Annotated in this window: 16 protein-coding genes and 2 pseudogenes; 13 read left to right on the top strand and 5 right to left on the bottom strand. The window is 67.4% G+C overall.

Annotation, left to right across the window (positions count from 1 at the left end):
• Together JYJ84_RS10840 and JYJ84_RS10835 are read left to right on the top strand one after the other, a co-directional pair.
• Positions 1-323 (top strand): annotated as a pseudogene (locus tag JYJ84_RS10840) (MFS transporter); the annotation flags it as partial.
• Between the two features lie 133 nt (positions 324-456).
• Positions 457-1,377 carry a LysR family transcriptional regulator gene (locus JYJ84_RS10835; RefSeq protein WP_039353976.1) on the top strand — a complete coding sequence of 307 codons (921 nt, stop codon included), beginning with the start codon at positions 457-459 and terminating at the stop codon, positions 1,375-1,377.
• 15 nt (positions 1,378-1,392) lie between these two features.
• Here the strand turns inward: JYJ84_RS10835 and JYJ84_RS10830 are convergent, their stop codons facing one another.
• Positions 1,393-2,223 (bottom strand): helix-turn-helix transcriptional regulator, encoded by an 831-nt coding sequence (locus JYJ84_RS10830; protein ID WP_122948693.1) that lies wholly within the window; start codon positions 2,221-2,223, stop codon positions 1,393-1,395.
• Positions 2,224-2,461: 238 nt separating this feature from the next.
• Between JYJ84_RS10830 and JYJ84_RS10825 the strand changes: the two genes are divergently transcribed.
• From JYJ84_RS10825 to JYJ84_RS10810, 4 genes are all read left to right on the top strand, one after another.
• Positions 2,462-4,192 (top strand): amidohydrolase, encoded by a 1,731-nt coding sequence (locus JYJ84_RS10825; RefSeq protein WP_122948694.1) that lies wholly within the window; start codon positions 2,462-2,464, stop codon positions 4,190-4,192.
• Positions 4,193-4,408: 216 nt separating this feature from the next.
• Positions 4,409-5,524 carry a polyamine ABC transporter substrate-binding protein gene (locus JYJ84_RS10820; protein WP_122948695.1) on the top strand — a complete coding sequence of 372 codons (1,116 nt, stop codon included), beginning with the start codon at positions 4,409-4,411 and terminating at the stop codon, positions 5,522-5,524.
• Positions 5,525-5,613: 89 nt separating this feature from the next.
• Complete coding sequence (locus tag JYJ84_RS10815; RefSeq protein ID WP_122948696.1) at positions 5,614-7,206, top strand: DUF3138 family protein; 1,593 nt, start codon at positions 5,614-5,616, stop codon at positions 7,204-7,206.
• A 114-nt stretch (positions 7,207-7,320) separates the two neighbouring features.
• The gene (locus tag JYJ84_RS10810; RefSeq protein ID WP_122948697.1) at positions 7,321-8,397 is read left to right on the top strand and encodes a C45 family peptidase; all 1,077 of its coding nucleotides are present in this window, start codon (positions 7,321-7,323) and stop codon (positions 8,395-8,397) included.
• Between the two features lie 70 nt (positions 8,398-8,467).
• Here the strand turns inward: JYJ84_RS10810 and JYJ84_RS10805 are convergent, their stop codons facing one another.
• Both JYJ84_RS10805 and JYJ84_RS10800 read right to left on the bottom strand, forming a co-directional pair.
• The gene (locus JYJ84_RS10805) at positions 8,468-9,853 is read right to left on the bottom strand and encodes an MFS transporter (protein ID WP_122948698.1); all 1,386 of its coding nucleotides are present in this window, start codon (positions 9,851-9,853) and stop codon (positions 8,468-8,470) included.
• A gap of 182 nt (positions 9,854-10,035) precedes the next feature.
• Positions 10,036-10,371, bottom strand: a pseudogene (locus JYJ84_RS10800) (hypothetical protein); the annotation flags it as partial.
• A 133-nt stretch (positions 10,372-10,504) separates the two neighbouring features.
• Between JYJ84_RS10800 and JYJ84_RS10795 the strand changes: the two are divergent.
• Positions 10,505-11,053, top strand: a complete 549-nt coding sequence (locus JYJ84_RS10795; RefSeq protein ID WP_226218489.1) for a YbhB/YbcL family Raf kinase inhibitor-like protein — start codon at positions 10,505-10,507, stop codon at positions 11,051-11,053.
• Here JYJ84_RS10795 and JYJ84_RS10790 read toward each other — a convergent pair.
• Positions 11,050-11,418, bottom strand: coding sequence for a hypothetical protein (locus JYJ84_RS10790; protein ID WP_122948700.1), 369 nt, complete (start codon positions 11,416-11,418; stop codon positions 11,050-11,052). The two genes, JYJ84_RS10795 and JYJ84_RS10790, sit on opposite strands and share 4 nt — an antisense overlap.
• Positions 11,419-11,448: 30 nt before the next feature.
• Complete coding sequence (locus JYJ84_RS10785) at positions 11,449-11,841, bottom strand: helix-turn-helix domain-containing protein (RefSeq protein ID WP_122948701.1); 393 nt, start codon at positions 11,839-11,841, stop codon at positions 11,449-11,451.
• 136 nt (positions 11,842-11,977) lie between these two features.
• Here JYJ84_RS10785 and gstA point away from each other — a divergent pair, with 136 nt between their 5' ends.
• From gstA to JYJ84_RS10755, 6 genes are all read left to right on the top strand, one after another.
• Positions 11,978-12,610, top strand: coding sequence for a glutathione transferase GstA (gene gstA, locus JYJ84_RS10780; protein WP_122948702.1), 633 nt, complete (start codon positions 11,978-11,980; stop codon positions 12,608-12,610).
• 87 nt (positions 12,611-12,697) lie between these two features.
• Positions 12,698-13,075, top strand: coding sequence for a hypothetical protein (locus JYJ84_RS10775; RefSeq protein ID WP_122948703.1), 378 nt, complete (start codon positions 12,698-12,700; stop codon positions 13,073-13,075).
• A 92-nt stretch (positions 13,076-13,167) separates the two neighbouring features.
• Positions 13,168-14,460, top strand: coding sequence for a TolC family protein (locus tag JYJ84_RS10770; RefSeq protein WP_175219061.1), 1,293 nt, complete (start codon positions 13,168-13,170; stop codon positions 14,458-14,460).
• An 11-nt stretch (positions 14,461-14,471) separates the two neighbouring features.
• Positions 14,472-16,019, top strand: coding sequence for an efflux RND transporter periplasmic adaptor subunit (locus JYJ84_RS10765; protein ID WP_175219063.1), 1,548 nt, complete (start codon positions 14,472-14,474; stop codon positions 16,017-16,019).
• The gene (locus JYJ84_RS10760; RefSeq protein WP_175219065.1) at positions 16,016-19,222 is read left to right on the top strand and encodes an efflux RND transporter permease subunit; all 3,207 of its coding nucleotides are present in this window, start codon (positions 16,016-16,018) and stop codon (positions 19,220-19,222) included. Before JYJ84_RS10765 ends, JYJ84_RS10760 begins: the two co-directional genes overlap by 4 nt.
• Positions 19,219-19,590 carry a copper-binding protein gene (locus tag JYJ84_RS10755; protein ID WP_175219067.1) on the top strand — a complete coding sequence of 124 codons (372 nt, stop codon included), beginning with the start codon at positions 19,219-19,221 and terminating at the stop codon, positions 19,588-19,590. Before JYJ84_RS10760 ends, JYJ84_RS10755 begins: the two co-directional genes overlap by 4 nt.
• The last annotated feature ends 2 nt before the right edge of the window (positions 19,591-19,592 follow it).

Below are 19,592 nucleotides of genomic sequence, written 5' to 3'. Positions count from 1 at the left end.
TGCTCGCGCTGCCGCCATCGGCCGCGACGTTCACGCTCGGTGCGATCGTGTTCATCGGCTGCTGGACCGGCGGCGCGCTGCTGATCTACGCGACGATTCCGCAGTACGACCTGGTCGGAAAATCGGCCGCGCTGTCGCCGGGCTGCGTCGCGCTCGGCTATGGCGTCGGCTCGGTCGCGGGCGGCTCGCTGATCGAGAGCGCAGGCACGCAGTCGGCGCTGATCGCGGCGATCGTGCTGTGCGCGGTGGCGTTCCTCTGCTACCGGCGGCTGCGGCCGGCCGTGTTCGGCATGGAACGCGCGCTCGCGGTGGCATCTGAATGACGGTGGCGACGCGTGCGGCTGCCGATGGCGGCGCGCGTCCGGTTCGGTTCATCGGCGAAGGCGGCCGGCGTGGCGTGCGATGCGCGACGTGCTGGCCGGCCGGGTAACGCGCACACGCGCAGCGGCTTGAAGCATGTTCTCGAATACTTCCGATCTCGATCTCCGGCTCATCCGGGTCTTTCTGGCCGTCGTCGACGCACGCGGCATCACGGCTGCCGAGGCGTCGCTCGGCGTGCGGCAGTCGACGATCAGCACCCAGCTGTCGGCGCTCGAAGCGCGCGTCGGCTTCAAGCTGTGCGATCGCGGGCGCGGCGGCTTTCGCCTGACGTCGAAAGGCGAACGTTTCGCGGCCACCGCCCGCACGCTCGTCGCGGCGACCTCCGAATTCGTCGCGCGGGTGCGCGACATCGACCGCAAGCTGGTCGGCACGCTGTCGATCGGCCTGATCGGCCAGGCGCCGCTCGTCGAGAACGCGCGCGTGGCCGATGCGATCGGCGCGTTCCGCAAGCGTGACCAGGCCGTCACGTTCGCGATGAAGGTCGCGTCGCCGCAGGAGCTCGAGGAAAGCCTCGTGAACAACCAGCTCGATCTCGCGATCGGTTATTTCTGGCATCGTGTGCCGGGGCTGCTCTATACGCCGCTCTTTACCGAGCAGCAGGTGATCTACTGCGGGCGCGGGCATCCGCTGTTCCATGCGTCGCGACCCGTGACGGCGGACGACCTGCAGCTTCACGACTGGGTCTGGCGCACCTATCCGGTGCCGGAGGAGCAGTATCCGCTGCCCGAGCGGCGCGTGACCGCGAGCGCGGACAGCATCGAGGCCGCGACGATCCTGATCCTGTCGGGTGGCCATCTCGGCTACCTGCCCGCGCACTACGCGGAGCCGTTCGAGCAGCGCGGGCTCGTGAAGGCGGTGGGCCGCACGACGTTCAGCTTCGACGTGCCGCTGCATCTCGCGATGAAGCGCAGCGCGAGCGACAAGCCGATCGTCGACGCGTTCTGCGAGGACCTGCTGCGCGCGTTCAACATCAAGGCGGCCGCGCTGGCCGCATAAGCACGCGCCGCCCGTTCAGCAGTCGACCAGCACCCAGTCGAACAGCTCGCGGCGCGTGCGCACGCCGAGCTTCGCGAACGCGCGCTTCACGTACGACTCGGCCGTCGACAGCTTCACGTCGAGCTGCTGCGCGGCCTCGGGCACCGAGCGCCCGCACAGCATCAGCCGGCAGATCTCGTGCTCGCGGCGCGACAACTGCACGTCCTGCCGTTCCAGGCGCGCGTCGAAGCTCGCCTGCGACGTGGCATTCACCGTCCCCGACGCCACGCGCCGCGCCGCGCAGCTACGCGCATGCAGCTCGAACATCGGGAACAGCAGGTCCACCATCTGCCTGAAGTGGAACAGCTCGTCCATCGTGAACGCGGGCCGCCCGACGGTGCGCGCAAGCCCGAGTGCGTATTGCAGGTGCGCGTTGCCGTGCACGAGCATGCATTCCTGCGCGATGCCCGGCTCGTCGAAGATCCGGCGGCGGAACTCGCCTTGCGCGATCCCTTCCACGTGACGCTGCACCAGCAGCGTGCCGGCCTTGCCGCGCAGCGGCGCGACCAGCGGATCGACCTGACAGTAGTCCTGGTAGTAGACATCCATCACGCGCAACGTATCGGCCGCGAAGCGCAGGCTGCCGCTGCCGAGCCATTCGACGACGAAACCCGACGTGCTGCCCGTATCGGCGCGCCAGCGTTCGAGGTGCACGGCGTCGGCGTCGATGCTGTCGTTGACGAACTCCGTGACCGCGCCGACGAAATCCGGCGTGCCGACTGCGCGCAGCGTCGCGCCGAGCGTGTCGGGGCGCACGCCGATCAGGTAGTGGCCGCGGGCGGCCGGGTCGGGCTGGAGAAGTCGCATGGTCGGGCGTGGGCGGTCAGGGGACAGTGCGACGTTACGCGAACGCCGCATACGCGTCAGCCGGGAAATCACCGGATTCGCGCTGCGGATTTCACACGTTGTCCCCAAAACGACGACAAGAACGGGCGCGCTGTGGCCGGAATGCGCCCGAGCCCCCGCAGCGGGGGGGCATACCCGCACGAATCGTCTGCCTATAGTGAAAGCACTTCGAAAACCTGATCAACAGAAAGGACAGGCCATGCAGATGCAACCGACGCCCGCCGCCAAGGATTCGACGCCGGCGGATTTCGTTCTCACCAATGCGAAGGTCTACACCGTCGACCCGCACAAGCCCTGGGCGCAGGCCGTCGCCGTGCGCGACGGCCGGATCGTCCACGTCGGCGATACGGCGGCCGTGCAGGCGTACGTCGGTGCGGACACGAAGGTCGTCGACGCGGCCGGCCGGCTCGTGCTGCCGGGCTTCGTCGAATCGCACTGGCACTTCGAGACGACCGCGTTTGCGTTCCAGGCGTTCGTGAACTACGAGGATCCGCAGAAGGTGCTCGCCGCGCTGCGTGCGTATGTCGAATCGCATCCGGATGAGCCGGCGATCACCGGGATGGGCTGGGTGCAGGCGACGATTCCGCCGGCGCTGCTGCGCAAGGAGACGCTCGACGCGATCTGCGCGGATCGCCCGGTGTGCCTGCTGTCGACCGATTTTCATTCGATGTGGGTGAACTCGAAGGCGCTGGAGATCGCCGGCATCGACGCATCGACGCCGCCCGTGCAGGAGGGTGCGAGCTGGTTCGAGAAGGATGCGGTGACGGGCGAGCCGACCGGCCTGATCGTCGACGGCGCCGCGTATTCGTTGCTGATGCAGCGGATCAGCGCGGCCGGCCTGCTGCCGACCGGCATCGACCTGTACCTGAAGTCGATCCCGCCGTGGCAGAAGAAACTGTGCGCGGCCGGCGTGACGACCGTGTTCGACGCGGGCTTCTTCGATCCGAGCGGCGACCAGTCGCTGCTGTACGAGACGCTGCAGACGATGGAGCGCGCGGGCGACCTGAAGCTGCGCGTGGTGGGCAGCGTCGCGGTGATCGGCGAGATCGACGATCCGGTCGGCACGCTCGTCAAATACCGCGAGCAGTACGATTCGCCGCTCGTGAAGGCGCGTGCGCTGAAGCTGTTCCTCGACGGCACCGAGGCGAACCACACCGCCTACCTGCTCGAGCCGTACGCGGATCGCCCCGATACCTGCGGCGCGCCGACGATGCCGGCCGACACGTTCAACCGCTACCTGGTCGAAGCCGATCGCGTGAGCGCGAACGTGATGGTCCACTGCGTCGGCGACGCGGCCGTGCGGATGGCGCTCGACGGCTTCGACGCGGTCAACCGCACGAACCCGCCGCGCGACCGCCGCCACGTGATCACGCACGCATTCCTCACGCATCCGGACGACATCCCGCGCTTCCGCCGCGCGGGCGTGATGGCGAACACGCAGCTGCAGTGGGGCGTGGTCGACGCGTACACCGAGCAGTTGCGCGATCACTACGGCCACGCGCGCTGGAGCAACATGTACAAGTTCCGCACGTTCCTCGACGAAGGCGTGACGGTGTCGATCGGCATGGACGGCCTCGCGTGCCAGTGCCGCTGCCAGCACAAGCCGCTCGAACACATCGAGTCGGGCCATACGCGCCAGCTCGCGGGCGAGCCCGATGCACCGGTGTTTCCGGATATCGCCGAGCGCCTGAGCATTCCGCAGCTGATCGCCGCATACACGATCCACGGCGCGTACCAGCTCGGGATGGAGCACGAGGTCGGGTCGCTCACGCCCGGCAAGCGCGCGGACCTGGTCGTGCTCGAAAACGACCTGTTCGAGGTCGGCCAGTACGACATCGGCCGCATCGACGTCGCGCTGACGATGATGGACGGCCGCATCACGCACGTGGGCGAGGACTTCGGCGCGCGCATGGACGTGCAGGCATCCTGAGCGATCCCGGGCTGACCTGACGAAGCGATGACGAATGCTTTCAAATCGCTTCCGTGTTGGGCCGATCGGGGCCTCCGTCCGGAACCGGATGCCCCGATTGTGCAGCGTGTCCCCCTATTGGCAGGGCAGACCGGCCAATTTCCTCTGGCTACATTTTTCCGGACCGAAGCACACACCGTTCATCGCGAGCGGATCATGATATCGACGGAGGAAACCATGGCAGGGGATTGGAACAAGCATCTGAGAAAGGCATGCGCGGCGCTCGCGCTGGGCGGCGTCCTGTGGGCCGGCGCGCCGGTCGCGCACGCGGCGGATGTCGTCAACGTGTACAACTGGGGCAATTCGATCGGCAAGGCGACGATCGCGAACTTCGAGAAGGCGACCGGCATCAAGGTGGTCTACCAGGAGTTCGATTCGAACGAGACGCTGCAGGCGAAGCTGCTGTCGGGCACGTCGGGCTACGACGTCGTCGTGCCGTCCGACATCTTCTGGGCGCGACAGCTGCAGGCCGGCATCTACCGCAAGATCGACAAGAGCCAGGTGCCGAACTACGGGCTGCTCGATCCGGAAATCATGAAGGTGCTCGCGAAGGACGATCCGGGCAACCAGTTCGGCCTTCCGTGGACATGGGGCACCGACGGGCTCGGGATGAACGTCGAGAAGGTGAAGGCCGCGCTCGGCAACGACGCGCCGCTCGACAGCTGGGCGCTGCTGTTCGATCCGAAGTATGCGCAGAAGCTGAAGCACTGCGGCATTTCGGTGCTCGATTCGCCGGTCGATGCGTTCGGGATGGCGTTCGTCTACCTGAAGAAGGACCCGAACACGACGAACCCGGCCGACTACCAGGCGGCATACGAGCTGCTGAAGACGGTACGGCCGTACATCACGCAGTTCAATTCGAGCAGCTACATCAACGATCTCGCGGGCGGCGACATCTGCCTCGCGCTCGGCTGGTCGGGCGACGTGAACTCCGCGCGGATCGCGGCCGCTTCCGCGAAGAAGCCGTATCACATCAAGTACGTGATCCCCACCGAGGGCAGCGCGATGTGGTTCGACATGATGGCGGTGCCGAAGGATGCGCCGCATCCGGACGCCGCGCTGAAGTTCGTCAACTTCGTGCTGTCGGAGAAGGAGAGCGCGAACCTGACCAACGACACGTCGTACCCGTCGGCCGTGCCGTCGTCGAAGCGTCTCGTGCGCGCCGAAGTGACGAGCGATCCGGCCGTGTTCCCGCCCGCCGACGTGATCCGCAAGCTGAGCCTCAGCAAGCCGGTTCCGCCTGAGCTGATGCGTCTGCAGAACCGTCTCTGGACGAAGCTGAAGACCGAGTAAGCCGGCCCCTCTTTCCCGCCTACCTTTCGCGCGCCCCGCCGCTCATCGCGGCGGGCGGGGGCGCGCTCGTCCCGACGACCACCCACCCCATGAAAATCAAACACATGACGGCGCTGTGCCTGCTTGCGTTCGAAGCAGCCTCGGCATTCGCGCACACGCCGCAGGCGACCGATGCGAGCAAGATGAAGGCGCTGCAGGCGCAGGTCACCGCGCTGCAGCAGCAGGTGAACGAGCTGCGCGCGAGCATGCTGGCGGCGAAGCCTGCCGGCGCGGCAACGACAACGACTGCGACCGCCAATGCCGCCTCGGGCGGCGCGAAGATCGGTTCGATCAACACGGCAGCGGCCGCCACGCCGGCCGCCGATTCGGCCCCGGCGTTCACGAACGACGACCTGCAGCAGATGCGCGAGCAGATCGCGAACGCGTCGCTGAAGGTCGACTCGCTGCAGGAAGCGGCGACCACCGGCCCGCTCGCGGGCCTGAGCATCACCGGCTACGTCGATCCCGTGTACCTGTTCAACCGCGCGCAGCGCACGTCCGGCTTCCAGTTCCTGAACCACGACCCGGGCGCGTACGACTACTACAACAGCACGATCGGCGACGTCTATCTCGACATCAAGAAGACCTTCGGCGTCGGCCCGATGGCGCCAGCGGCGGAGATCGTGATCCAGCCGAACCGCGGCTTCGGCAACGTGTTCAGCAATTCGCACGGCGGCATCGGCAACAACATCGTCACGCAGGCGGTGGTCACGGTGCCGCTCAGCACGACGCGCACCTTCGAGATCGGGATGATGCCGAGCCTAGCCGGCTACGAAGTGCAGCCGTCGAACCAGATGCTGACGCTCACGCACGGGCTGCTGTACGACTTCAGCGAACCGGGCAACCTGATCGGCGTCGGGCTGAAGGGCTCCAACGCGGCGATGACGCGCTTCTGGCAGGTCGTGATCGGCAACGAGGTGCTGCGCACGGCCGGTGCGATCGCGAACGCGGCGAACAACACGACGAAGACCAACTGGACGCCGACGATCACCGCGCGCTTCGACAACGCGACGTCGACCGCCTTCGACTTCGGCATCTCCGGGATGCTCGGCCGGCAGTCGCTGTTCTCGCCGTGCGCGCAGGCGGGCGGCTATGGCTACCAGTGCAACGGCTCGTCGCCGACCGGCCTCTACAAGTACGTGGAAGCCGACGTGACCTATACGCACGACAAGACGCAGGTCAACGCGCAGGTCGACTACGGCGAGTTGCAGAAGGGCGCATGGAACGGCGGCACCGCGCGCTGGTACGGGATGTCGTTGCTCGGCCATACGAAGTGGACGACGTCGTGGGTCGGCCGCATGGGAGCGACGCTGCGCTTCGACTACCTGAACAACACGTCGAACGGCGGCGGCGGCACGAACATCCAGTACGGGCTCGCGGGCGGCAATCCGTCGGTGAACGGGTCGAGCGGCTTCGGCATCGATCCGGCGTGCTTCCAGGGCTCGTCGACGAACGGCACCGAGTGCAAGGGCGCGCAGCGCTACGCGATCACGGCCGACCTGCTGTTCTATCCGACGCAGCAGATCACGGTGAAGGTCGAATACCGCCACGACGCGGCGAACCATCCGGTGTTCCTGAAGAGCAACGGCACGTACGCGCGCAGCAACGACCTGGCCGGGATGCAGTTCATCTATTCGTTCTGACCATTCTGATCGTGCTCGCCGTTCCGGCCGGCATGCGTGCCGGCCGATCGGCTGCGCGACGCATCACGTTCCGGGCCGCGCGGGCCCGGAACATTCAACACAGGAGAGTTGACCTTGAAGCTGCACACCTTCGTGACCGACATCACCGATCCGCGCGAGCGCGGCCGCCTGATCGGCGAGCGCTTCGCGCCGGAGATCCGCGAGACGGTCGCGCTGTATCTCGCGTTCTTCCCGAAGCTCGGCATCGCGCCGCAGCGCGCGCGGGAGATTGGCGAAGCGAGTCTCGCCACGCTCGGCGCGTGGTGCCCGCGCCTCGCCGCCGAAGTCGAGGCGATCGCCGACGGCGTCGACTTGCCGCGCTGGCAGCTCGCGTGCCTGAACGCGCGCACCGAGATTCTCGCCACTGCACCCGCATCGGCCGAAGGCGAGTGCTCGACGACCGTCTACGCGCCGGCCGGCCCGCACGCGCCGCGCACGCTGCAGACGTGGGACTGGCACGACAGCCTCGCGCCACAGGGGCTGCTGATGCAGTTCGCGACGCCGCACGGCCGCACCGTCAAGCTGTTCTCCGAATTCGGGATGCTGGCGAAGCTCGGCGTGAACAGCGCAGGCCTCGGGCTGCACTTCAACATCCTGCATCACGCGAGCGACAACGACAGTGCCGGGGTACCGGTGCATGCGATCGCGCGTCGCCTGCTCGAAGATGCGACGACGGTGCAGGAAGCGATCGACATTGCGCGCACCGCACGCGTGAGTGCGTCGACGGTGCTGACCGTGTTTACGCGGCATGACGCGAACCCGCGCGCCGCGAGCATCGAACTGAGCCCGTCGGGCATCGGCGTGGTGGTGCCGCGTCCGGACGGCTGGCTGCTGCATACGAATCACTTCCTCGATCGCGCGCTGAGCGGTGGCGAGTGCATGCCCGACAGCTCGACCACGCGTGAGCGCTTTGCGCACCTGAACGATGTCGTGAGCGGGATGACGAGCGCCGATGTGCGCGAGCGCGCGGCGGCGATGTGCGGGGCGGCCGGCGACCAGGCCGTCGTGTGTTTCCATCCGGACCTGTCGATGCCCGACACCGAGCGCTGGGAAACGCTGCTGAGCGTGGGCATCGATACCGATGCGTGCGCGCTCGACTACGTGGCGGGCAATCCGCACGATCTCGCGCGCGACGGGGCCCGGCGGTTCTGACGTGACGCGCGACGCGCGGTCAGCGGTAGCGGTAAGGCAGGGCGGCACGCGCGTGCCGCCCTCGTGATGCTTACGCGTCGATGCGCTCGACCTTGCCGACGAGCAGCCCGTACGACAGGCTGCCGGCGAGCGCCATTGCGGCGATGTAGGTAATGGCGCGCGAGAAGTCCGCGCCGTTCACCAGCAGCCCGATCACGATCGGCGTCGCGATCGCGGACAGGTTGCCGATCAGGTTGAACACGCCGCCGGTGAGGCCGAGCAGCCGCGCGGGCGCGAGCCCCGACACCAGCGACCACGTGATCGACGCGAAGCCGTTGCCGAAGAACGCGATCGTCATGAACGCGATCACCCAGCCCGTCGACGTGACGTAGTTCGCGCCGATGATGCAGGTCGAGATCAGCAGCCCCGAGATGATCGGCAGCTTGCGCGCGAAGCCCTGCGATGCGCCACGGCGCATCAGCCAGTCCGACAGCACGCCCGAGCACAGCACGCCGACGAACGCGGCGAGGAACGGCAGCGACGCGAGGAAGCCCGACTTGATGAAGTCCATCCCGCGATACTTGACGAGGTAGGTCGGGAACCACGTGAGGAAGAACCACAGCGTCGAGTTCAGCGCGAACTGGCCGAGATAGATGCCCCACAGCTTGCGCCGGCCGAGCACGACGCCGAGGTCGCGCCACGTCGACGGCGCGCGTTCGGTGCGCGCCGCGATGCGGTCTTCGAGATCGACGAGGCCGCCGCCGTCGCGGATCAGCGCGATCTCGGCCGCGTTGACGCCGCGAAACGCGCGCGGCTCGCGATACACCGCATACCAGATCGCGGCCCACGCGATGCCGGCGAGGCCGGTCGCGACGAACACCATGTGCCAGCCGAGATGCACCTGCAGCCACGCGAGCACCGGCGTGAGGAACGCGAGGCCGACGAACTGGCCCGACGTGTAGCCGCCGATCGCGCTCGCGCGTTCGCGGGTCGGGAACCACGTCGTCACCACGCGGTTGTTGATCGGGTAGGCCGGCGCCTCGAGCGCGCCGACCGCGAGACGCAGCACGATCAGCCCGACGAACGAGCCCGCAAAGCCGAGCAGCAGTGTCGCGGCCGACCACAGCGCCAGCGCGCCCGCATACAGCACGCGCGGCGACACCTTGTCGACGAGCCAGCCGCCGGGGATCTGCATCAGCGCGTAGGTCCAGCCGAACGCGGAGAACACGAGGCCCGCGCGCACCGGATCGATGTTCAGTTCCTTGAACAGCGCGGGCGCGGCGATCGACAGGTTGCTGCGGTCGAGATAGTTGATCACGACCGTGATGAACAGCAGCGCGAGGATCAGCAGCCGCTTGCGGCTCGGTGGCGTTGCCTGCGCCGCTGCTGCACGGGCGGCGGGATCGGATGCGATGCCGGCGCGCGCGGGCTGGTGTTCCTGCAGGTTGGCGTGGGTGCGCGACGCGGAATGGGCCACGGTTGTCTCCTGTGTTCTGTGCCCGGCCGTCGCCCGCGAGCGGGGCGGCCGAATCGAATGGCGTTGGGGCGAACGTTAGAGCCGTGGCGCGCGGCGCGTCAACATTTGAACAGGTATCCCTATTAATGGGATGAGATGCGCTCAATATGTGGGAAAGAGCGGCGACCGCTTCGCCGCGTGCATCAGTTGCCCGTCACTTCCTTCGCGCTGACCCAGCCTTGCACCGCGCCCGCATGCGGATTGCGATACCGCACCTTCAGCCACTGGAAATTGACGCTCGCGTCGATCAGCTCCAACGTGTCGCCCGCGACGACGTAGCGGCGAGTGGGCGCGTCGGTCATCGCGTCGTGCAGCGGCAGGCGCGCCGGGTGCACCTTGAACGTGACGGTGCCGCCGACGTAGGCGTCAGGGCGGCGCGACACGCGTTTGTCTTGCGCGTCGTAGGTCAGCAGCATCGACGACGGGCCGGAATCGACATCGATCGCGACGCGCAGGTCGTCCGGTGTCGCTTCGCCGGACGGGGCGCGAGCGGGACCGACGTGCCCGGACTTTGCCGGGTAGTCACGATACCGGTACCTTTGCTGGCCTTGTTCGGGATCGGCGCGGTTGCAAGAATGGCCGCTCCATTCCTGCTCGCTGGTGAGATTGACGATGAAGACATTCAAGCCCGGTTTCGCCCTGTGTGCCGCCATGATCGCTGTCGGGACGGCGAGGGCCGGTGATTTCTCGATCGAAAGCGCGGAGCTCGCTGGCGGCGCGTTCGATCACGCGCAGGTATCGAGCAGCTTTGGCTGCCACGGCCAGAACATTTCGCCATCCATAAGATGGACGGATGCGCCGGCGGGCACGCAAAGCTACCTGCTGACGATGTTCGATGCCGACGCACCGACGGGCTCAGGGTTCTGGCACTGGGTCGTTGCCGACATACCGGCGTCGGCCCGTGGCATCGCGCCCGGCTCGGGCAATGACGTTGCCCGGCTGCCGGCGGGTGCTGTCCCGATGAAGAACGACACCGGCCACGCCGGCTATCTCGGCCCGTGCCCGGCGCAAGGCGAGACACATCGCTACGTCATCACGCTGACCGCGCTCAAGGTGGCGAAGCTGCCGGTCGAGCGTGACGCGACGCCGGCGGTCGTCGGCTTCATCGCGCACGACCAGGCCATCGCGAAGGCGACGATGACCGTGCGATTGAGCCGTTAGCCGCGCGTGCTGTCGTCCTGAAAGCCGTTCTTGCCGACGAAGATCTCCTTCAGCGCGGCGCGCAGCGCGACCGGATCGTATTGACCCGGCGCGAGATGGATCACGTAGCGCGTCTGGCCGTCGAGACGCGCGGCGAGGGCGGGTTCGATCTCGACGTCGATCGTGTCGTCCGTCAGGCGCACCGACAGATCCTTGACGCGCACGTTGATCTGGTCGCGTACCATCACTTCGATCAGCGCGTCGTCCGGGAAGCGTGACAACGCGAAGCAATAGTCCTGCTCGGCGTCGTGACAGTAGATGTTGGCGAAGCTCTCGTCGTCGTCGAGATCGGACGTCGCCGCGCCGATGGTGGCGTGAAGTTCCATGAACGGGGTTCCTGCGTAGGGTGGTAGGGGTTATCGAGTTGAATGAAGGGCCGTTTCGATCGCGGCTGCCGCGCCGGGTGTCACGCCGGTATCGCACGACGCGTCGGCATCGCGCGCTTTCAGCCACAACCCGAATTCGCGCATTACTTCGACGACGGGCCGCAGCCGGTCGCCGTCGGCGGTCAGGTCGTACTCGACCCGCACCGGCACTTCCGGATACACGGTGCGCCGCACGAGCCCCGCGTCTTCGAGTGCGCGCAGGTCGAGCGTCAGCATGCGCTGCGAGATGCCGGGCATGTCGCGCCGCAGGTCGCTGAAGCGCCGCGGCCCGTCGAGCAGATACGACACCAGCAGCAGCCGCCAGCGGCCGCCGAGCAGGCGCATCGCTTCTTCAACGGAACATCCTGTCGCACTCGTTTTCATCGTGCCGAATCCTGGTCGGTAAATTTTTTGTGACTACGGCACAAACGACTGCCGTCTTCTCAGCCCTGCGCCGATGCGAGATATTAGCGCCCGCGTCGCGGCGAATCGATACATGGACAACACATCAAGGAAACGCATGAAGCTCTATCACGCTCCCGGAAGCTGTTCGCAGGCCATCTGCATCGTGCTGCGCGAAGGCGGCATCGACGCGGAGATCATCAAGGTCGACGCGCGCAAGCATGTCATTGAAGACGGGCGCAATTACTACGATGTGACCGAACTCGGCTACGTGCCGCTGCTCGAACTCGACGACGGCACGCTGCTGCGCGAAGGGCCGGTGATCGCGCAGTATCTCGCGGATCTGTGTCCGGATGCGGGGCTCGCGCCCGCCTACGGCACGCTCGCGCGCTATCGGCTGATGGAGTGGCTCAACTTCCTCGGCACCGAGATCCACAAGGGCTTCATCCCGCTGCTGTATGCGGTGCAGGCGGGAAAATACGTCGACCCGGCGAGAACGAAGCTCGACAGCCGCTTCGCCTGGATCGACCGTCAGCTTGAAGGCAACGCGTTCGTCACGGGCGACACGTTCACGGTCGCCGATGCGTACCTGTTCGCGCTGACGGGGTGGGGCAAGGCGGAATGGATGCGCTCGGTGTACCACGCGGATATCGACCTGACCCGGTATGCGCATCTGCGTGCGTGGTACGAGCGGGTGCGGGCGCGGCCGGCGGTGCGGGCAGTGCTGGAGGCGGAGGGGCTGGCGCGGTAGCAGGCGACGGCGGTCGCGGAGTCGGCGCGTCTTTCCGCTTCATCGACGCGCCGCCACACAGCACATCCCCGCGCTATAATCCCCGCCATGAAATTCCTCCGGACCATCATCCTGCTGCTGCTCTGCGCGGTGCTGCCCATCAGCGGGCTGGCAGCCAGCGGCCTGGCCGGGGAATGTCCGATGATGCAGCAGGGCATGTCGATGGACATGGACGCCGGCATGTCAGCCGACATGCCGGGCTGCGATTCGATGATGAAGTCGCCTGCCGGCAAGTCCCATGCGAAAGCGAAGGGCATGGCCTGCAAGCTGACGGCGCAATGCCAGTTCGGCAGTCTCTATCATCCGGCCGCTCGTGCCGAAGTCAGTCGTCCCGCTGCATTCGCCAGCACCGTCGCGTTCCACTACGCGCAAATCCTCCCGGTCCGCGATCCGAACGGATTGTGGCGCCCTCCACGCATCAGCTGATCCCGATCCGATAGGTTCGCCGCATTCGCGGTGAGGTTCGTCCTGTATCAGGACGTGGAATCCCTATGGGGTTCCGCCGTTGGGGTTAAGCCATGTCATTCCATTTCGGCACGCCGCTCGCGCGGCGTGCGCGTCGGCGCGCGCCCATGCTTTGGGCAGCGCTGCTGGTTGCGGGCGCGGTTCACGCGCAGCCAGCCCCTTTCACGCTGGACGCCGCGCTGCAGTCCGCCACCGATCATTCCGCTTCGATGCAGGCCGCGCAGGCGTCGGTGCGCGCCAGCTCGGAGGCGGCCGTGAAGGCCGGCCAGCTGCCCGACCCGATGCTCAAGGCCGGCATCGACAACCTGCCGGTCAACGGTGGCCAGCGCTTCACCGTCGGCCAGGACTTCATGACGATGCGCCGCATCGGCATCGAGCAGGAGTGGGTGTCCGGCGACAAGCGGCGCTTGCGGTCGGCGCTCGCCAACGAGCAGGTCGGGCGCGAGCGCGCCGGCTATCTCGCGCAGCTCGCGAGCGTGCGCCAGCAAACCGCGACGGCCTGGCTGAACGCCGTCTACGCGAAGCAGGCGCTCGCGCTGCAGCAGGCGTTGCTCGATCACATGAACCATGAACTCGACGCGACGAAGGCGTCGTATCGCGGCGCGAAGGCGAGCGCGGCCGATGTCGTCCAGGCGCGGGCCATGCTCGCGCAGACTCAGGATCAACTGCTGAAGGCGGAGCAGGTCTACCAGACTTCACTCATTGCGTTGTCGCGCTGGACCGCCGTGCCCGTCGACGACGTCACGGGCGCGCCGCCCGCGCCGGAGTCGTTCGTGTCGTCGCTGCCGCCGGACGAGTTGCGGCTGTCGCAACCGGCGCTGATCACCGCCTCCGACGATATCGCCGTCGCCGAAGCCGATACGGCCGTCGCGAACAGCGAACGCAGCCCGAACTGGACGTGGGAAGTCGCGTACCAGCAGCGTGGCGGCGCGTATTCGAACATGGTGTCGGTTGGCGTCACGATCCCGCTGCCGATCAATCGCAAGAACCGCCAGAACCGCGATGTCGCCGAGAAGGCCGCGCTCGCGACGAGAGCACGCCTGATGTACGAGGACACGCTGCGCCAGGTGCAGGCCGATATCCGCACGCAGTCCGCGACGCTCGCGAGCGGTCGGGCGCGCATCGCGAATCTCGGCGACGCACTGTTGCCCGCTGCCGACCAGCGCGTGCAACTGGCGAACGCGGCCTACCGAGCGGGTACCGGCTCGCTCGCCGATACGTTCGCTGCCCGCCGCGCGCAACTGGATGCGCAACTGCAGGTGCTCGATCTCCGGCGCGAGGTCTCGCAGACCTGGGCGCAGCTCGAATACCAGGTCGTGCCGTCGACGCTGGCCGCCGCGCAATAAAGGAGAACGACATGACGAAGCAAATACTGGCCCGTGCGGCCCTGCTCGCGTTCGCCGGTGCTGCGCTGCTCGGCGCGGGCTATGTCGCGGGCGCACGCCATGCGGCGACGGCCGCGATGGCAATGGACACCGCCGCTGCGGCATCGACCTCGCCCTCGCCCGACAAAACCGACCCGAAGACCGGCCGCAAGGTGCTGTACTGGCACGACCCGATGGTGCCGAATCAGCACTTCGACAAACCGGGCAAGTCGCCGTTCATGGACATGCAGCTGCAGCCCGTCTATGCGGACGAAGGTGGCGGCGCATCCGGCGTCCGGATCGATCCGGGCCTGCAGCAGAACCTCGGCATCCGCTATGCGACCGTACGCCGGCAGCAGACGGCGGCCGGATTCGACGCGGTGGGCACCACGCAGTTCGACGAATCGCGCGCGGATGTCGTCCAGTCGCGCGTCACCGGCTACATCGACCGTCTCTATGCGCGCGCACCGATGCAGCGCATCGCGAAGGGCGCGCCGGTCGCGTCGCTGTTCGTGCCGGACTGGCTCGCGCCGCAGGAGGAATACCTCGCGCTGAAGCGCGGCGGGATGGACGGCAGCCTGCTCGACGCGTCGCGCGCGCGGATGCGGGCGTTGTCGATTCCCGACGGCATGATCGCGAGCCTCGACCGCACCGGCAAGGCACAAACGCATGTCGTGCTGACCGCGCCGGAAACCGGCGTCGTCAGCGAGCTGAACGTGCGGGACGGCGCGATGGTCGCGCCCGGTCAGACGCTCGCGAAGATCGCCGGACTATCGACGCTGTGGCTCATCGTCGAGGTGCCGGAAGCGCTTGCGCTGAACGTGCAGCCGGGGATGTCGGTCGACGCGACGTTCGCGGGCGATCCGGCGCAGCAATTCACGGGGCGTATCCGCGAAGTGCTGCCCGGCATCAGCACGAGCAGCCGCACGCTGCAGGCACGTGTGGAGATCGACAACGCCGCGCTGAAGCTCACGCCCGGCATGCTGATGCGCGTGCGGGTCGCCGCACGACAAACCGTGTCGCGCCTGCTCGTGCCGTCCGAAGCGGTGATCGCGACCGGCAAGCGCTCGATCGTGATCGTGAAGAACCGCGATGGCCGGCTTCAGCCCGTGACCGTGACGGTGGGCAACGACGTCGGCAGCGACACCGAAGTGCTCGGCGGGCTGAACGAAGGCGACACGGTCGTCGCATCGGGGCAGTTCCTGATCGATTCCGAGGCGAGCCTGAAAAGCGTGCTGCCGCGGCTGGAAAGCGGCACCGTCGCGAGCGGGGCGGCGGCGACGCCCGCGTCGACCCCGAGCGCGGCGGCACCAATCTACGAAACCACCGGCAAGGTCGAACAGGTCACGGCCGACGACATCACGTTCTCGCATCAGCCCGTTCCGGCGCTCGGCTGGGGCGCGATGACGATGGCGTTCGGCAAGCCGTCGGCCACCGCGTTCCCGGACGTGAAGCCGGGCCAGACGGTGCGCTTCGCGTTCACGCAGAGCGACGACGGCTACCGGCTGACGAAGGTTGAACCGCAGGGAGGCGAACGATGATCGCGCGCATCATTCGCTGGTCGGTCCACAACCGCTTCCTCGTGCTGCTCGCCACCGTGCTGATCGCCGCATGGGGCGTTCATTCGCTGCAGCAGACGCCGCTCGATGCATTGCCCGACCTGTCGGACACGCAGGTGATCGTGAAGGCGTCGTATCCGGGCAAGGCGCCGCAGATCGTCGAGGATCAGGTGACTTATCCGTTGACGACCACGCTGCTCGGCGTGCCCGGCGCGAAAACCGTCCGCGCGTACTCGTCGTTCGGCGACGCGTTCGTCTACGTGCTGTTCGACGACCGCACCGATCCGTACTGGGCGCGTTCGCGCGTGCTCGAATACCTGAGCCAGGTGCAAAGCCGGCTGCCCGCCGGCGCGACGGTCTCGCTCGGGCCCGATGCGACCGGTGTCGGCTGGGTGTACGAGTACGCGCTCGTCGATCGCACCGGCCGTCACGATCTCGGGCAACTGCGCGCGCTCAACGACTGGTTCCTGAAGTTCGAGCTGAAGGCGGTGCCGGACGTGTCGGAAGTCGCGAGCATCGGCGGCATGGTGCAGCAGTACCAGGTCGTGCTCGATCCGGACAAGCTGCGCGCGTACGGCATCACGCAGGCGGAAGTCGCGAACGCGCTCGGCAACGCGAACCAGGCGTCCGGCGGCTCGGTCGTCGAGCTGGCCGAGTCGGAGTACATGGTGCGCTCGACCGGCTACCTGCGCACGCTCGACGATTTTCGGCACGTGGTGCTGCGTACGAACGACGCCGGCACGCCGGTGCTGCTCGGCGATGTCGCGCGCATCCAGGTCGGCCCGGCGATGCGGCGCGGGATCGCGGAGCTGAACGGGCAGGGTGAGGTGACGGGCGGTGTCGTCGTGATGCGTTCGGGCAAGAACGCGCTGACCACGATCGATGCGGTGAAGGCGAAGCTGGCCGACCTCAAGCGTTCGCTGCCGCCCGGCGTCGAGATCGTCACGACCTACGATCGCTCGCAGCTGATCGAGCGCGCGGTGGGCAACCTGAAGGACAAGCTGATCGAGGAGTTCGTGATTGTCGGGCTCGTCTGTGCGGTGTTCCTGTTCCACCTGCGCAGCGCGTTCGTCGCGATCCTGTCGCTGCCGCTCGGCGTGCTGGCCGCATTCATCGTGATGCGCTACCAGGGCGTGAATGCGAACCTGATGTCGCTCGGCGGGATCGCAATCGCGATCGGCGCGATGATCGACGCGGCAATCGTGATGATCGAGAACGCGCACAAGCATCTCGAAGCGTACGACCACGCGCATCCCGGCGAACCGATCACGGCCGCGCGACGGTGGGAGCTCGTCGCGACGTCGGCCGCGGAAGTCGGGCCCGCGCTGTTCTTCTCGCTGCTGATCATCACGCTGTCGTTCATCCCGGTGTTTTCGCTGGAAGGGCAGGAAGGCAAGCTGTTCGCGCCGCTCGCGTTCACGAAGACCTACACGATCGCCGCCGCCGCCGGGTTGTCGGTGACGCTGGTGCCGGTGCTGATGGGCTATCTCGTGCGCGGCCGCATTCCGCACGAGCACGCGAACCCGATCAACCGCGTGCTGATCCGCGCGTACCGTCCGCTGCTCGAAGCGACGCTCAGGCGCCCGTGGCTTGCGATCGGCGTCGCGGTCGTCGCGCTGGTGCTGACGGCCGTGCCGGTGTCGCGGCTCGGCGGCGAATTCATGCCGCCGCTCGACGAAGGCGACCTGCTGTACATGCCGACCGCGCTGCCTGGCATCTCGGCCGACAAGGCGAGCGAGCTGCTGCAGCAGACCGACCGGCTGATCAAGACGGTGCCCGAGGTCGACACGGTGTTCGGCAAATCGGGCCGCGCCGATACCGCGACCGATCCCGCACCGCTCGAGATGTTCGAGACGACGATCCGGTTCAAGCCGCGCAGCGCATGGCGGCCCGGCATGACACCGGAGAAGCTCGTCGACGAACTCGATCGCACGGTGAAGGTGCCGGGCCTGTCGAACGTGTGGGTGCCGCCAATCCGCAACCGGCTCGACATGCTGTCCACCGGGATCAAGACGCCGGTCGGCGTGAAGATTTCCGGGCCGGACCTGGCCGGGATCGACGCGATCGCGAAGCAGGTCGAGGCCGCGGTGAAGCCCGTGCCGGGCGTCACGTCCGCGCTCGCGGAACGGCTGAACGGCGGCCGCTACATCGACGTCGACATCGACCGGCTCGCGGCCGCGCGTTACGGGCTGTCAGTGGCCGATATCCAGTCGGTCGTGTCGTCGGCGGTCGGCGGCGACGACGTCGGCGAAGTGATCGCGGGGCGCGAGCGCTTCCCGATCAACATCCGCTACCCGCGCGAGGTGCGCGATTCGGTCGAGAACCTGCGGCAACTGCCGGTCGTCACCGCACGCGGCGCGCAAATTCGCCTTGGCGACGTCGCGCGCATCGCGATCGCCGACGGCCCGCCGATGATCCGCAGCGAGAACGCGCGACTGTCCGGCTACGTGTACGTCGACATCCGCGGCACCGATCTGCAGAGCGCCGTGCGCGCGATGCAGCAGGCCGTTGCGCAACAGGTCGCGTTGCCGCCCGGCTATTCGATCGCGTGGTCGGGGCAGTTCGAGTATCTCGAACGCGCGGCAGCCAAGCTGCGCACCGTCGTGCCGGTGACGCTCGTGGTGATCTTCGTGCTGCTGTTCCTCACGTTCGGCTCGGCGGCCGATGCGCTGCTGCTGATGTCGACGGTGCCGTTCGCGCTGGTCGGCGGCTTCTGGCTCGTGTGGGCGCTTGGCCATGCGGTGTCGGTCGCGACGTCGGTGGGCTTCATCGCGCTCGCGGGCGTGGCCGCCGAATTCGGGGTCGTGATGCTGCTGTACCTGAAGGGTGCGCTGCAGCGCCGGCTCGATGCCGGCGAGCCGCTGACCGATGCGCTGCTGCTCGATGCGATCCGCGAAGGCGCGGTGCTGCGCGTGCGGCCCAAGGCGATGACGGTGGCCGTCGTGCTCGCCGGCCTCGTGCCGATCATGGTCGGGCACGGCGCAGGGTCAGAAGTCATGCAGCGCATCGCCGCGCCGATGGTCGGCGGCATGGTCACGGCGCCGCTGCTGTCGATGTTCGTCATTCCCGCCGCATGGCTCCTGCTTCAGCGCCGTCGTGCGCGAAGCATGGGCCACGCGCGGCATGCCAATGCAGTTCCTCACGGCACGCACGTGCCATCCATCCCAACCGGAGAATCCCGATGAAGAAGTTGATTACCGTCACCGTTGCTGCTGCCGCCGTTCTTGCTGTCGGCACGGTCGCCACCCCCGCCTTTGCCGCCGGCGACATGGCCGGCATGGACATGTCCGGCATGAAGATGTCGTCGGGCGGCGCGGGCGAGTCGAATGCCGCGCTGACCGACGCCGAAGTGAAGAAGGTCGATGCCGCGAGTGGCAAGATCACGCTGAAGCACGGTGCGCTCGAGAACGTCGGCATGCCGCCGATGACGATGGCGTTCAAGGCGAAGGATGCGGCGATGCTCGAGCACGCGCATGCAGGTGACAAGGTCAAGGTGCGGATCGAGAAGGTCGACGGCACGCTGACGATCGTCAAGCTGATGAAGGCGTCCTGACC

Source organism: Burkholderia sp. LMG 13014 (assembly GCF_905232215.1).
In the GTDB taxonomy this organism is placed as follows: Bacteria; Pseudomonadota; Gammaproteobacteria; order Burkholderiales; family Burkholderiaceae; genus Burkholderia.
Note: the sequence above shows the minus strand (reverse complement) of the source record. Positions and strands in the feature narration are given on the sequence as shown.